Here is a 13,751-nt window from a genome sequence, read left to right as displayed (position 1 = left end):
ATTGTTTAATCAAATGACGTTTACTTTATTTTTCAGTTTTAAAGCGATAAAAAGAAACGTCATCCCAGTCATAATCAAAAAGAGATCAATAAACAGCAGTGTTAAATCTTCTTTTATTTGGTAGTTAAATAAATGTCTTTGTGTTGTAAAAAAACTAAGTAAAGGTAAGGATATAAATAACCCTCCAGCGAATAACGATAATTCTCGCCAACTATGTTGTAGCCCTCTGAATACAGGATAAAGTAGGCTTAATAACCAGCCTGCAAAAAAACAATGAATTTCTATATCAGCGCGTCCGGTTAGCATTAATGGCAGGAGTCTGTTCGCAGCAAAAAAGCAAGCCACAGCTATCGGTAATCCTAATATAAATCCGATATTAAGTAGATCTATTAAACGGTGACCTAATTTTGAATCTTTAGATGTAGAGTTTTTTTTACGCTTTTCTGACCATAAAATAAGCCCAGTAGCAATCATTATTGAACCCATAATGCCGGAAATAAAATACATCCAACGCACAGGTAATGTTGCAAAGCGGCCGGCATGTAAACTGACCATGGTGCGCCTTGTTAACTCTGCTGTATTGGTCACGACTTGATCATTTATCAGGTCACCTGTCGCGGCAAAATAGCTCAAGGTACGATAATCGGGTAGTAAGTACTTGGTAGCCGCTTCAAAAAATACAACACTCGCATTTTCATTGTTGGGGTTATTTATGACCACAGAAGTAAAGTCTGAATTGCCTAAACGCGACTTGGCATCAATATATAAGTGACTGAAAGGCTTCATTTGTGCCGTAACATCTGTAGGTTTAGGTAAAGAAGACTGTTGATTAATTGCATTGAAATATTCATTTTTATCATTCATCACTAGCGACATCGACCATGATAAATACATAAACATTAATGTAACTAGTCCGGTATAAGTTATCATTAAATGAAATGGTAGCGCTAAAACAGAGGTAACGGTATGACCATTAAGCCAGCTTCTTGTTCCTTTATTAAATTGTAGAGTAAAGAAATCTTTAAATATTTTTTTGTGGATGATGATGCCAGAAATAATAGCCACTAGCATAAACATGGCACAAATCCCCACTAACCAACGCGCATAAAACACAGGAATGTAATGTAAATCAAAGTGAAAACGATATAAAAACTCACCACCGTTAGTGTCTCGTGCCGTTATTTTTTCACCATGTTCATTAAGCTTAGCTATTTTTAAGCCTCGACCTTTTACTGTTGGGTCTCGCCAATAAAGTGTCACGGGTGAAAAGCGTCCTGTAGGTAACTGTATGGTCCATTTCTTTGCGCCACTAGCATGTTTGCCAAGATAAATTTGTGCATTATTGAGGGCGTTTTCTGGTGAATTTAACAACCTCACTTCTGGTTGCATCCAAGCGGTAATTTCATTTTTAAAATAGGACAATGTACCTGTTAAAAATATTGCGAATAATAAACATCCTGCAACTACTCCCGTCCAGGTGTGAAGCCAAGTCATACTGTCTCTAAAGCGTGCTTTCAATTAAATTCCTTAATACATTTTCTATTTCAATCGAACTCAGCTTTATAGGCGGTTATCTCAATAAAAAATTTACAGTAACATTGTTATTTCTAAGACCTTTCAATGCTGCTTAACTTAAACAGCTTAAACAAATTGATACTATAATCAATTGTAAATATTAACGCAAATGATATTCAATCTCATTAGTATTTGTTATTATTCTTTGGATAAATTGTAATACTTAAATTATGAATTAGGATAAACGTGATGATAATAAATGTAATGCGTATTTGTATACTTTCCGCAGCAATATCTCTTGCATTAAATCCAATGCCAATAATGGCAAATGAGTTAGATGATCAAAGTACAAATCAAGAAGCAAAAACTGTTGAAACAATTACAGTTATGGGGAAATATACTGTTAATGAAAATATTGATACAGCAACAGGCTTAGGTTTAAGTATAAGAGAAACACCACAATCAGTTACTATTTTCACTAAAGAACGCATTAAAGATCAGGCGCTTAATACTATCATTGATACAATTGATAATACCGTTGGTATGTCATCTAGCAAAACAGATAATGTACGTAATAGTATGCAATCACGTGGATTTACAATCTCCAATTATCAGCTTGATGGTGTACCTTTGTCATGGAATATAGGCGGAGATTCTGGAGAAACATCATCTGATGTATCCATTTACGAGCGTGTTGAATTTGTTCGAGGAGCCACTGGTTTACTCAGTGGTGTAGGCGACCCTTCAGCATCAATCAACTTAGTGCGAAAACGAGCTAATAATACAGACTTAACAGGGTATATCACAGCTACCGCAGGCAGTTGGAATAAAAAACAGCTTACTGCTGATGTTTCAAATGGCTTAAATGAATCAGGCACAATTCGTGGACGTGTTGTTGGTAAATATACTAAAAGTGAATCTCACGTTGACTTGTATGAAGATGATAAAAGTGTGTTTTATGGTGTAATTGAAGCAGACTTGTCTGATAGTACGCTGTTACGAGTTGGAGGTTATTATCAAGATAGCAACCCAACGGGGAGTACTTGGGGAGCATTACCTGGTTCATTCTCAGACGGTTCACATACTGATTGGGATATTGCTCAAACAACAGCTGCACCTTGGACTTCTTGGGATACAACGAACAAAAATTATTTTGCAAGCATTGAACACTTTTTCGCAAATGATTTGAAACTTGTCGCTAACTACAACCATATTGAAAACTCGCAGGAATCTAAACTTATTTATCTTTCTGGTTCACTAGATAAAGAAACGGGTGAAGGTCTTTCTGCACAACGTTATAACGCTTTCGGTACCAGTAAACAAGATAGTTTAGACCTGAAATTAACAGGTCAATATAATTTGTTTGAACAGCAGCATGAATTTGTTGTGGGCGCACTATATAGCGATGGAAAAGTAAAAACGAGTACGCGTGACCCCAGTCCTCTCGGTGGTAATAGTGGTTGGGATCAAGTAAATGCCGGTAATTTCTATGAATGGAAAGGTCTAGAAGAGCCTAATTGGTCGGCTGAATCAACTCAAAGAGATGATAGTAAAACTAAGCAATCGGGTTTTTATGCCGCAACACGCTTATCAATTACTGATGAGTTTAAACTTATTGCAGGTGGTCGTATTTCTAGTTGGGATCTTGACAGAACATATTATGGGACGTTAAGTAATTACGGTGATGATGATGTTTTCGTTCCTTACTTTGGTGTTTTATATGATCTAACTGAACAACATCGTATTTATGCGAGTTATACGGAAATATTTAAACCTCAAAACTCACTCGACGCTAATGGGGTTTTTTTAGACCCACTTACAGGGCAAAGCGCAGAGATAGGTTTAAAGAGCGCCTACTTTGATGAAAGGTTACAAACGTCATTGGCTATTTTCCAAATTAAGCAAGATAATCTAGCCGTCAGTGATCCTAATTATGTTCCTACAGAAGAGCAGAAAAGTGCTTATTATGCAGCACAAGGTACAGAAAGTAATGGTTTTGAGTTTGAAGTATTAGGTGAATTAACTGAGAGTTGGAATATCTCAGCAGGTTATTCACAATTTGAAGCTGAAGACGCTGATGGCGTGAAAGTAAATACTAGTACACCAAGAAAACAATTCAAACTATTTACTACATACCAATTGATAGATTTACTTCCTGAATTGACCGTCGGTGGTGGTCTAAATTGGCAAAGTGAAGGGTATGTTGGAGATGGGGATACTCGCCTTTCTCAAGATGCTTATACATTGGTGAATATCATGGCGAAGTACGCGTTTAATGACCAAATGGATCTTCAGCTTAATATTAATAACTTATTAGATGAGCAATATTACAACTATATAGCGGATAGCTGGGGAAGCCAGTTATATCGATATGGCACACCACGAGATATAACCGTTAGTTTGAACTATAAATTTTAATAACATAATATTATATTCATTAAATTTCCAAGTACGGTTCTTAGGAAGGCGGCTCTTGATAACTGGAGTCGCCAATCCGATAGAAATGTACCGGGGTGTAACCATCTATGTTCAAATCCTACTAACTATAATCGTGATGACCAAGCAACTAAAAAGGAGGTCATCATGGTCATATTAAACCGTGGGCAATGAAGTGGCGTCAAAAAGCCTTTTCGGCTTGAAGAAATTTGGCGTATTCGTACTAGACTTGAGATTGAGAGCAATTTGATGCAGTTGGCACTGCTCAATTTGGCTATTGATAGCAAACTTAGGGCTAGCGACTTATTACCTTTGAAAGTATGCGATATTGCTTCTCAAGACCGGATATTTAATCGAGTTAAGCATATCCAACAGAAGACTGACATTGAAGTTCAGTTTGAAATCACCTCAAGAACCCAACAAAGTCTGATTAAATGGATCTTGCTTGCATCGTTAAGCGCAAGCGATTTTGTTTTCCCCAGTCCTAGATTAAAGCAACAGTCGATTAGCTACTCATACTATAGATACATTGTTAGGAAATGGGCATCTGATCTGGGATTAGATCCAACCCTATATGGAACCCACTCTATGAGGCGAACCAAGGCGACACTTGTTTATGCAAAAACAAAGAATATTCGAGCAGTTCAACTTTTACTAGGCCATACAAAGGTAGACAATACGATAAGATATCTTGGTGTTGAATTAGAAGATGCCCTATTACTTTCAGAAAGTACAGATTGCTAATATAAAATGGCCCTACAACCTAGGGCTACTTTATCAGCAAAAGGTAACGGGTTTATTACTGGCAAATCTTTGCCCCAAAGTGCGTTGGCAGATGATGTCATCAATTCTTGATTAATAGAGTTTTGACATACAAAAACTTATCGAATTATGGATGAAAGGCTTGCATCAAAAGTTGCACCAATTGTTATTCACGCTTTAAATTTTTGATAAATGAAACAGTCTTATAGACCTCGATAAATTTTATACTGACCCCATCTATTTCGCGACCAAGCTGATTCACTCCACTCCAATTACCTTGAATTGATCAAATTCGGTTACGGAATCGGCCTTAGTCCACAGGCCGACAAAACCACGTTTAAAGGTATTATCGTGGTGATTTAACAATAATTTACCGTTTAAATAGGCTTGGATGGTGGCACCAATAGCAACAATACGAATTTGATGAAACTGGCCCAGAGTCGGTGGTGATGTGAGAGCGGAAGCAATTTGTCGCCGTACACCATCTTTTACCGTATAAAGTCTAAAATTGTTTTCGAGACTGTTGGCTCTAACAACATAGTAATTTTCGTGATCTAATGCGCGAAAAATCACCCCGCCACTGGCATCCATTCGACCTGATATTGGTTTAAATTCGACACTGAGATCAACATCGCTAAATTGATGATCTCGACGCAAAATAACGGGAGAATAATCACGCGTACTCGTTTGTGTTAGCCGACCGTCAGCAAACTCCCATATTCCACTATACGACTGCCATGCGCCATTTTCCTGATTAAACCCGTCCTCAATCAACTGTGTGCATTCAGCAGTAAGAGATAGCATTAAGCTGTCCTCGGCTTGGCAATTGTAGCCTGTAATACTAACCAATAAGCAGGCAAGGGCAAGCATCCAACGTTTGTTCATAAATAACTCCATTTCATCTTGATAACATGTGGAACAACATTGGTCACAGTAAGGATAAATTGACCCCAGCCGTCCCCGTAACAACGTATCCTAGAGGCTGACAAAGTAAGAGCTGACTGGTGATAATCCCTTCTTGCTCAAGGAGCTTATTTTTCACTACTAAAACACTTTGTTGTGCTAGTTGTCGTTGTTGGTGAGAGACCTCACCACTTCATCGCCCAATACATCAATATCGGCAGCAGTGATCGCTTTGCATGCAGCAAACACTAATTGTGGGAGTATAAGCTTTATAAAACAGTGATATATGTCTTGATGAGCGATTTTAACCTTGAATTATTGGTACAATTTGCAACTACATGTGGTTTTGGTGAATAGTTAAGTGCCTAGTAGGGGAATTATGATGACGTTAGCGGCTGAAGGTCATATCTTAAAAACCACTCATTGGAAATAATTCAGGCAGCCTGAATGTTGTACAGCGCAGTTAACTATCCTCTAGGGCTTGTTGAGCTTTCAAGGTTGTTTTTGCAGCGACTTGTTGTTCATTTCGTAAACATGAGCTACAAGGCTGAGGATTTATAGTGTCGTTATTCTACATTAGAAGTCGATAACGCTGTAGAAATGAACAACAAACACAGCCCGAAGGGTTCGGCTAAAAACGTTTTACGCTTTGTTGAGCAATTCTTTGCTAAGCGAGTGGTGTTTAGATTGCTAAGCCGCAAATCCACTCGCCTCGATTAACACGTTTTTATCTTGATCAAAATTCAATCAGCAAAGTTCAACAGGCCCTAGTTATTTGCCATCAAAAGTAAACGACTGACCTGAATTTAGTGGGGGCAGGGTAAACTTTATGAAAAGTAAATTGAAACACTGGATTTTCTAAAACGTTTCTGTCCAGAAATGAGCCCAGACACATAAATTATTTACGCTCTATTACGTTTAGATTTTGATAATTAATGTGATGGCACATATTTCCTTCAACTGACTATGAATTTAATACTAGGTTTTATTGACACTATTAAAGAAGTCAATATGGGTCCGGAAAGTAAGCTATATAAGAGAAGACTAAGAGCTATTTTCCAACAAGAAAAGTAACAAAATCATAAAGACTCTTTAGTTGTGGCTGATGATTGACCTCTTTTAGTTTTTGTCACTTTATATGCAGGGCTGCCAATTAACCATAATGGATCAGGGTATCTGCTCATATTTCGAGTTAATGATAATCATCATTAACATGCCTTACTATCTTTTTGGTCGTGGAGGCTCCCAAATGAATGGGAGCCTGACTCATTTAGCTAGCCGCCGTGGTGTCCGTGATGACCACCATTGCCGTTACCGCACTCATGTACTGTTTGCTGGCCACCCTGTGTTCCTGCTTCTATGGTAACTAAACCAGAATCTTTGAACATAACAAATTGACCACTAGTCATATCATCGGTGACAGGGTCATCTAAATGACCTAAACAACTGTAGCCGACCCGATAATTTCCAGCTGGCAAATAACCCATGGCAAAGTGCCAGTTACCGTCAATATCCTGCATCATAGGACTTACCGCAGTTGGTAGCGTTACACCCTCAGGAGGATTGGTTCTCATATCCGTCATTTGATCAATATTAGTTATCTCTTCAGGATACAAATAGGCCATGTGACTAAATTGTCCTCCGATCGGAGTCCGGTCTGAATAAGTTGTCTCGCAATCGGCTATCCATTGAGGATCTACTTCACCCAGCAAGTGGCCCATATAGCGATTATCAACGGACCACATCGCTTGATGCTCTAAATGGTATTCTCCTTGTTGATATGACAGGCCACGATACAAGTCAATTTCCATGGTGATGGAAATATGTTGGTCAGCTACTATTTCAAAATCTGAAACTGGAAGTTGTCCCTCGGCTACATATAAACCGTGTCGACCCTGGCCATCTTCAACATAGCAGCCGTCATTGCCATCGCCCTGTTGGATGGTGACATAGGCATCATGGTACTGACCCAGAGGTAAGTCGATATTATCGACTACAAGATGGCTATCCATCCCCTGAAAATCGAGTAGATTAAACGTCATATTCTGTAAATCATGTCTATGGATTACGCCCTCAGCATCAGTCATGACCAGTTCCCCCATGACCATACCAACATGGGAAACTCCAGTCATAGGTGAATCAGAAATAGCTAAAGAGAATTGTCCCTGAGGTAATACTTGTTCTGCTACCGTCACCGCACTATCTGAATCACTCCCGCATGCGGTAAGTAAAAAAATAGAGGATAACAACATTGTTCTACAAATCGTCATAAAGCCGCCCTGAGTATATGAAATTTATCTAATAATACCCATTAAGAGGTATGGTGGATGATTTATTAGGTATAAATGTGACTCAGAACAATGTATAAAATTAAGCCAGTGATGTTAATTAATGGAAAACGTAATATTTTCATTCAACTACGAATTATCTATGTTTTAAAAATTCAAAATGTCATATGAATAGTAAGAATTTTCAATTTAAGTATTGCTAACCAAATACAAAAATTTATTATTATTTTGTTGTAGACAACGTGTTCTATTGTCCAAAAATCTTGATTGTGAGTTTTTGCAGAATGCTTTTCGTATCTAGGTTTTGTACTGTTTTAGGCAACATACATTATTCAAAGACATGGGATTAGGGGATAACGTCTAACATAGTTTATGTAATAGAATCATTCAAACAGCGTTTAATTTTTCAATGGAAATATATAGAGCCTAACTTGAAATTTTTAGATTTATCCAGTCATAGGAACATGTTATGTTAAATATAGATTAATCGTATGTTGGTTAATCACAATAGATAACAAGTCAAAGGTTTTCATAATCCTAAGAACGTGACTCGTGTAATAGAATTCAAGTTAAAAATATGCTAATGTCGATTTAATTAATATGAGTGGATACAACTGCATGATTAAAATTTTGTTAAATATAGCAATTATCTTGGCATTAATAGTACAGCTATTAGTGCCAAATACAGCTATGTCTAACGAAATGTCAGAATCAGATATGCAATCTATCTCTATGTCACATTCAATTATGATGGACAACGATTGTGACGATACCGATAACTGTTGTCTTGATAATTCAAGCCATTGTATTAGTCATTGCCATGCAGTCGCGAATGCATTTGTTTTGTTATCGGATTCAAATTTAGTTAATAATCTATTCACAAGTTCTAAAGTTAACTCGACTTTATGGATATCAACTCCAGCTTCGCTTGGAAGTCAAAATCCCCCTCCAATTGCTTAATTCTTTATTTTAATTAACCAACTACATTAATTTATAAAGATTTCCGTTGCTCATTTATCTTATTGAGCATTAAAAAGCTATTGGAGTTTCTCATGAAAAAATTTATCGCAATTACACTTTTATCAGCTGTCAGTTCTATGTCTATGGCAGCGACTATCTCATTACCTGACTATTTAGTATTTACATCGATTGATGGGCAACCAACAGAACAGTCAAGTACAATTGATATTAATCAAGGAGAGCATTTAGTCGAGTTACGTTTTTTTGAAGTCTTCAGATCGGGGGCTGATGATACTAACTTTGTTAAATCAGACTCATTATACTGGAGTTTAAACTTAACAAATGATGAGGATATTAAGGTTAGTACAAAAGATATTTTATCAACTAAAAATGCAAAGAGCTTCATTTCATCTCCAGTCATAACTCTTAATAGTGCAAGTATGAGTAATGAAACTGTCACTTTAGTAAATCACGAAGAATTGATGGCCCTCATCATGAAGCAACATAGAAAAATGATGAGTCAGTAGTATAACTCTGAGGGTGCACTCAATGTGCACCTTTAATTTATTAAATAGATTACCTATGTGTGGCCGAATTATCGGTCCGCAAATTGTTTTCTGAAAATAAATCTAGTGTATTCAGAGGTTTTATGAAAGTTAATCAATTAGCTAAAAAACTCAATGTAACCAGTGACACGGTTAGATTTTATACTCGTATAGGTCTACTTTCTCCCTGTAAGTCACCTGATAATGGATATAAATATTATGGCGAGAAAGATTTAAGCCGTATGAAATTTATCCTAAGTTCTCGTAAGCTTGATTTTTCAATTGAAGAAATTAAGTTGATTTTTTCTAACACTGATCATGGTGAAAGTGCATGTAACCTTGTGCGTGAATTAGTAAAACAAAAGTTGGATGAAACGGAAGAGCAATTTAATGAAACGATGAAACTAAGGGCAAGACTTCTTCAGGCTGTTGAACAATGGTCAACTATGCCAGATAACTTGCCTACAGGAAATATGGTTTGCCATTTGATTGAAAGTACACACCAGGCAGAGACTCGAACACCAACAATTACTCAGCATGACCACATTATATTAGCGTCAACGGAGGTTAAGTAATGAATCAAACAAAAAAATCACCTATACAACTCAATATCCTCGGTGCAGGCTGCGCGAGTTGTGTTGGCAAAATTGAAAAAGCGATTAGCAGCGTAGAAGGTGTTGATTCGGCCGAGATGAATTTTGCGGACAGAACGGTACTGGTTAATGGTAACGCATCAGCCGAGTTGATTATAAAAGCAGTAGAAAGCGCTGGTTATAATGCCACTCAAATACAGGCTGAGTCGGCAGAAGATGCCATGAACGAGAAAGAACAGGCTGATTTACAACATTATAAAAGTTTATTACGCCATACCATTATCGCTTTGTCCGTCGGTATTCCGTTGATGATTTATGGACTGTTTATTGGCGAAATGACGGTATCAACCCTATTAGAGCAAACTGTGTGGGGACTGGTCGGTGTGGTGACTCTGGCCATTATGCTGATATCAGGTAGGCATTTTTATATCGGCGCTTGGAAATCATTTTTAAACCATAACGCCAATATGGATACCCTCATTGCCTTAGGTACCGGTACTGCTTGGGTTTACTCTATGTTGATAGTTGCATTTCCACAATTATTTCCCGAGATGGCAAGGCATGTTTACTTTGAAGCGACCGCAATGATTATTGGTTTAATTAATCTTGGTTTAGCACTAGAAGTTAAAGCGCGCGGTAAAACCTCTGAAGCGATTAAGCGTCTCATTGGTTTGCAAGCTAAAACTGCTCGGGTTATCCGTGATGGAAAAGACCTCGACATCGATATTGCTCATGTATTACTTAATGATCACGTAAAAGTTCGCCCTGGCGAAAAAATCCCAGTTGATGGGGTGGTTTTTGAAGGTAACAGCACCATTGATGAATCAATGTTGACCGGTGAGCCAATGCCTGTTGAAAAAGTGATAGGTGACGATGTGGTCACTGGCACCTTGAATAAATCAGGCTCAATCATATTTAAAGCCACTCGTGTAGGTAAAGATACCGCACTGGCGCGCATTATTAGTATGGTCAAGCGGGCGCAAAACTCTAAGCCGCCGATTGGACGTTTAGCAGATGTCATAGCCGCTTACTTTGTGCCCGCTATTATGATCATCGCTATAGTCAGTGCCATGGTGTGGTTTAACTTTGGCCCTGAGCCGTCGAGTGTATTTGCCATCGTGTCTGCAACAACAGTATTAATTATTGCTTGTCCTTGTGCGTTAGGACTTGCAACGCCAATGTCAGTGATGGTCGGCGTTGGTAAGGCAGCTGAATCGGGGGTGCTTATTCGTAACGGTGAAGCATTGCAAACAGCGTCTAAAATAACCGCCATGATATTAGATAAAACCGGCACCATTACCGAAGGTAAACCGCAAGTTACCGATATTATTTTGGTTAATGCAGACTGTGAAGAGCAGGTACTTGCCTTGTCTGCTGGAATTGAAAGTCACTCCGAACATCCACTCGCGCAAGCTATTGTTGAAAGTGCGAATGATAGAGGTATTGAAGCCATTGACACTGAGCACTTCAATGCCATTTCAGGTAAAGGTGTAGAAGCTGAAGTGGATGGCCAGATATTATTATTTGGTAATCTAAAATTAATGCAAGACAAAAATATTGATATTGGATTCAATGAAGCTAAGGCCCAAGTGTTAGCTGAAAATGCTAAAACACCAATGTATTTAGCGCTTGCAGGGCAATTACTGGCCATTATTGCGGTATCAGATCCGATAAAGCCTGATTCAATCGAAGCGATTGCGAGACTGAAACGCAGTGGCATCAAAGTGATTATGTTAACCGGGGATAATAAAGCGACCGCCGCCGCAGTGGCTAAAAAAGTTGGTATTGATGATTTTTTCGCAGAAGTCATGCCAGAAGATAAAGCCAATAAAGTGGCTGAACTTCAGCAACAAAATGAAGTGGTTGGTATGACCGGCGATGGGATTAATGACGCCCCCGCATTAGCGTTAGCCGATGTTGGCTTTGCTATTGGAACAGGCACTGATGTGGCGATAGAAAGCGCTGATGTTACCTTAATGCGCGGATCACTTCATGGCTTAGCCGATGCGATAGCCATTAGTAAAGCAACGCTGCGCAACATTAAACAAAACTTGTTTGGCGCGTTTATTTACAACGTCGCGGGTATTCCCTTAGCAGCAGGTGTGCTTTTCCCTGTTTTTGGTATTTTGCTAAATCCAGTGATTGCCGGCGCTGCGATGGCCTTTTCATCACTTACCGTAGTGAGTAACGCTAACCGTTTACGTTTGTTTAAAGCCAAAGAACACTAGGAGCTTCAATATGTTAATTAATTTACTGTGTATCGCATTAATCGGTTTTATCATTTGGTGGTTTTGGCTATATAAACCGACAAAGGATTCTAGTGTTGACGCTAGTACATTGATACTGGTTAAAGACGGTGTGTATACGCCTGCACGAATTAAAATTTCGGCTAATACACCAACAGAGATAACCTTTTTACGCCAAGATAAATCCGGATGTTCAGCCACAGTCTTGCTACCCGACTTGGAGATTAGCCAGGATTTAGCGCTGGATAAGCCCACGACGATATCATTACCGGCACTGGAAAAGGGTGAGTATCCATTTCATTGTCAGATGCAAATGTATAAGGGTGTATTGATTGTTGAGTAAACACTAGATATCCATGCGTATTTTTCAATATTTTGGTATCAATGATGAAGATAATAGCAGTATTAAAATGAGCATTTTTAACTTTGCAATCAATATCTTGATTCTAACCTAAGCTGTTTACAGTCTAGGTTAGAAAATTGGCCGTTTTTTATTAATTACTTTTTTCCTAAATCATCAGAAAAATGATGAGTTAATGATTAAGAGAGACATTATGAGTGATTTTGAACATAGACCGGGCGTTAAAGAAGCGACTTTAGTTGTCAGAAACCTAAGATTAACTGGAGTAGATAATCAAAATTTAGAAGCATTAAAGACTGAGATAGACAAACTGTTTGGCATAGACGAAGTGATTTATAATGACAAATCGGGATCTATTTATCTAACCTATGATGCCAGCCATATCAATTTAGAAGGTATTGAAGCGGTTATCAGAAAGCATGGTGCTAATATTCATAACGATTGGTGGACTCATGTGAAGGAAAGTTACTACCAATTTGTGGATCAAAACATCAAAGATAATGCAAATCATCAACCACATAGTTGCCACAAACCCCCACCAGGATCCAAGATAAGTTAAGACAATTAGATGTTAATTTTTATCGATACTGACTATCTTTTAGTTAGAGCTTTCGAAGTGTGATCTATCTCAAGTATCAGTGGTTTAAAGTGAAAAAACACTACAGTTAACTAGGATTATTTAGGCAAGTAGAGTTAAAATTAACACAATTAATAACATTGGAGCCTGTCTTGAATCGTATGAGAATTATCACAGTGATGCTTATCTTGATGACATTTGTCAGTCAAGCTTTTGCGTCTGTGATTTTGCCATGCCCCTCTGATATGAATTCAATGTTAAGTAAATCAAATCCAGTGAATACCGCTGCGACTAACGCTTGCCATCACCAATTAACATCAGATGTTGATGCCGTTAAAACATCTACCGCTGACATTCCTGATTGTTGTGATAATCAATGTGAATGTCCGATAGGTACTTGCTTTTCAATTGCTCTTGAAATGAAAATTGTCCAATCAGTAACCATCTCAAGTTTGAGTAGTTTTATATCTGGTTTGACTCAAAATACAACTCCGCAATATAACTCTTCTTTATATCGTCCTCCAATATTTTCTTGTTAGATAGGAAAGGCTTGATCAATTTTCGA

At 38.0% G+C, this 13,751-nt stretch carries 11 protein-coding genes; 8 read left to right on the top strand and 3 right to left on the bottom strand.

What is annotated here, in order from left to right; genetic code table 11:
- Positions 1 to 9: 9 nt before the first annotated feature.
- A complete protein-coding gene (locus FH971_RS14210) occupies positions 10 to 1,518 on the bottom strand; it encodes a PepSY-associated TM helix domain-containing protein (protein ID WP_140234761.1) in 1,509 nt (502 codons plus the stop codon).
- A 246-nt stretch (positions 1,519 to 1,764) separates the two neighbouring features.
- Between FH971_RS14210 and FH971_RS14205 the strand changes: the two genes are divergently transcribed.
- Both FH971_RS14205 and FH971_RS14200 read left to right on the top strand, forming a co-directional pair.
- Positions 1,765 to 3,933 carry a TonB-dependent siderophore receptor gene (locus FH971_RS14205; protein ID WP_140234760.1) on the top strand — a complete coding sequence of 723 codons (2,169 nt, stop codon included), beginning with the start codon at positions 1,765 to 1,767 and terminating at the stop codon, positions 3,931 to 3,933.
- 225 nt (positions 3,934 to 4,158) lie between these two features.
- Positions 4,159 to 4,695 (top strand): tyrosine-type recombinase/integrase, encoded by a 537-nt coding sequence (locus tag FH971_RS14200; RefSeq protein ID WP_140234759.1) that lies wholly within the window; start codon positions 4,159 to 4,161, stop codon positions 4,693 to 4,695.
- 276 nt (positions 4,696 to 4,971) lie between these two features.
- Here FH971_RS14200 and FH971_RS14195 read toward each other — a convergent pair whose 3' ends face one another.
- Both FH971_RS14195 and FH971_RS14190 read right to left on the bottom strand, forming a co-directional pair.
- On the bottom strand, positions 4,972 to 5,598 hold the full coding sequence (locus FH971_RS14195; RefSeq protein WP_167496030.1) for a 3-keto-alpha-glucoside-1,2-lyase-like domain-containing protein: 627 nt from the start codon (positions 5,596 to 5,598) through the stop codon (positions 4,972 to 4,974).
- 1,292 nt (positions 5,599 to 6,890) lie between these two features.
- A complete protein-coding gene (locus tag FH971_RS14190) occupies positions 6,891 to 7,886 on the bottom strand; it encodes a DUF4382 domain-containing protein (RefSeq protein WP_140234757.1) in 996 nt (331 codons plus the stop codon).
- Positions 7,887 to 8,956: 1,070 nt separating this feature from the next.
- On the opposite strand from FH971_RS14190, the gene FH971_RS14180 reads away from it, so the two are divergent.
- From FH971_RS14180 to FH971_RS14155, 6 genes are all read left to right on the top strand, one after another.
- A complete protein-coding gene (locus FH971_RS14180; RefSeq protein WP_140234755.1) occupies positions 8,957 to 9,391 on the top strand; it encodes a DUF2057 family protein in 435 nt (144 codons plus the stop codon).
- Positions 9,392 to 9,513: 122 nt separating this feature from the next.
- Positions 9,514 to 9,984, top strand: a complete 471-nt coding sequence (locus FH971_RS14175) for a MerR family transcriptional regulator (protein WP_140234754.1) — start codon at positions 9,514 to 9,516, stop codon at positions 9,982 to 9,984.
- The gene (locus FH971_RS14170; RefSeq protein WP_140234753.1) at positions 9,984 to 12,230 is read left to right on the top strand and encodes a heavy metal translocating P-type ATPase; all 2,247 of its coding nucleotides are present in this window, start codon (positions 9,984 to 9,986) and stop codon (positions 12,228 to 12,230) included. The genes FH971_RS14175 and FH971_RS14170 overlap by 1 nt, the downstream gene beginning before the upstream one ends.
- 10 nt (positions 12,231 to 12,240) lie before the next feature.
- The gene (locus tag FH971_RS14165) at positions 12,241 to 12,591 is read left to right on the top strand and encodes a cupredoxin domain-containing protein (protein WP_037425971.1); all 351 of its coding nucleotides are present in this window, start codon (positions 12,241 to 12,243) and stop codon (positions 12,589 to 12,591) included.
- A gap of 211 nt (positions 12,592 to 12,802) precedes the next feature.
- On the top strand, positions 12,803 to 13,168 hold the full coding sequence (locus FH971_RS14160; protein WP_140234752.1) for a cation transporter: 366 nt from the start codon (positions 12,803 to 12,805) through the stop codon (positions 13,166 to 13,168).
- A gap of 170 nt (positions 13,169 to 13,338) precedes the next feature.
- Positions 13,339 to 13,725 (top strand): hypothetical protein, encoded by a 387-nt coding sequence (locus FH971_RS14155; protein WP_140234751.1) that lies wholly within the window; start codon positions 13,339 to 13,341, stop codon positions 13,723 to 13,725.
- The last annotated feature ends 26 nt before the right edge of the window (positions 13,726 to 13,751 follow it).

It is taken from the genome of Shewanella polaris, assembly GCF_006385555.1.
Lineage (GTDB): Bacteria > Pseudomonadota > Gammaproteobacteria > Enterobacterales > Shewanellaceae > Shewanella > Shewanella polaris.
Note: the sequence above shows the minus strand (reverse complement) of the source record. Positions and strands in the feature narration are given on the sequence as shown.